Origin of the sequence: Streptomyces torulosus (assembly GCF_001419765.1) — a bacterium.
In the GTDB taxonomy this organism is placed as follows: Bacteria; Actinomycetota; Actinomycetes; order Streptomycetales; family Streptomycetaceae; genus Streptomyces; species Streptomyces torulosus.
Genome location: NZ_LIRK01000789.1, coordinates 1 through 1215, shown reverse-complemented (window position 1 = coordinate 1215; position 1215 = coordinate 1). Strand labels below are relative to the sequence as shown.

Annotated in this window: 1 protein-coding gene and 1 pseudogene; both read left to right on the top strand. The window is 66.9% G+C overall.

The annotated features are described in order from the left end of the window. A pseudogene (locus AOK23_RS39965) lies at positions 1–421 on the top strand (DUF3459 domain-containing protein); the annotation flags it as partial. Beyond that, positions 418–1215, top strand: a 798-nt coding sequence (locus AOK23_RS39960) for an alpha-amylase family glycosyl hydrolase (RefSeq protein WP_240496779.1), incomplete at its 3' end; no start/stop codon positions are given. The pseudogene AOK23_RS39965 and the gene AOK23_RS39960, both read left to right, overlap by 4 nt.

The window sequence follows — 1215 nt, the reverse complement described above, 5'->3', positions numbered from 1 at the left end:
CTGGACCACCGCCGAACGCGAAGGACGCACCATCACCCCGCTCATCACCGCGCTGAACGACATCCGCCGGCGCCATCCCGCACTGCACGGGCTGAGGAACCTGCGCTTCCACCACACCGACAACGACGCGGTGATGGCGTACAGCAAGCGCACCGGCCCCGACACGGTCCTCGTGGTCGTGAATCTCGACCCCCACCACACGCAGACCGCCCGGGTCTCGCTCGACATGGCGGAACTCGGCCTGGGCCCCGACGAGAACGCGCCGATGCACGACGAGCTGACGGGTGAGACCTACCGATGGGGAAGGACGAACTACGTGCGCCTGGAGCCGGGCCGGGCGCCCGCACACATCCTCCACGTCGGGGTCCACGCCGACGACGCCCCGTCCTCGGCTCGCAGCGGAGGGCCCGGTACCCGATGACGATGAACAAGCCCATCCCGGACACCTTCGAGGACACACCGCAGAAGGACCGCGACCCGGAGTGGTTCAAACGCGCCGTCTTCTACGAGGTCCTCGTCCGGTCCTTCCAGGACAGCAACGGCGACGGCATCGGCGACCTCAAGGGCCTGACCGCCAAACTCGACTATCTGCAGTGGCTGGGCATCGACTGCATCTGGCTCCCGCCCTTCTTCAAGTCCCCCCTCAGGGACGGCGGCTACGACGTCTCCGACTACACCGCCGTCCTCCCCGAGTTCGGTGACCTCGCCGACTTCGTGGAGTTCGTCGACGCCGCCCACCAGCGCGGCATGCGCGTCATCATCGACTTCGTCATGAACCACACCAGCGACCAGCACCCGTGGTTCCAGGAATCCCGCAAGGACCCCGACGGCCCCTACGGCGACTACTACGTCTGGGCCGACGACGACAAGCAGTACCAGGACGCCCGCATCATCTTCGTCGACACCGAAGTCTCCAACTGGACCTTCGACCCCGTCCGCAAGCAGTACTTCTGGCACCGCTTCTTCGCCCACCAGCCGGACCTCAACTACGAGAACCCGGCCGTCCAGGAGGAGATGCTGGCCTCCCTCCGCTTCTGGCTGGACCTCGGCATCGACGGCTTCCGGCTCGACGCGGTGCCCTACCTGTACCAGGAGGAAGGCACCAACTGCGAGAACCTGCCCCCCACCCACGCCTTCCTGAAGCGCGTCCGGAGGGAGATCGACGCGCAGTACCCGGACACGGTCATCCTCGCGGAGGCGAACCAGTGGCCGGAG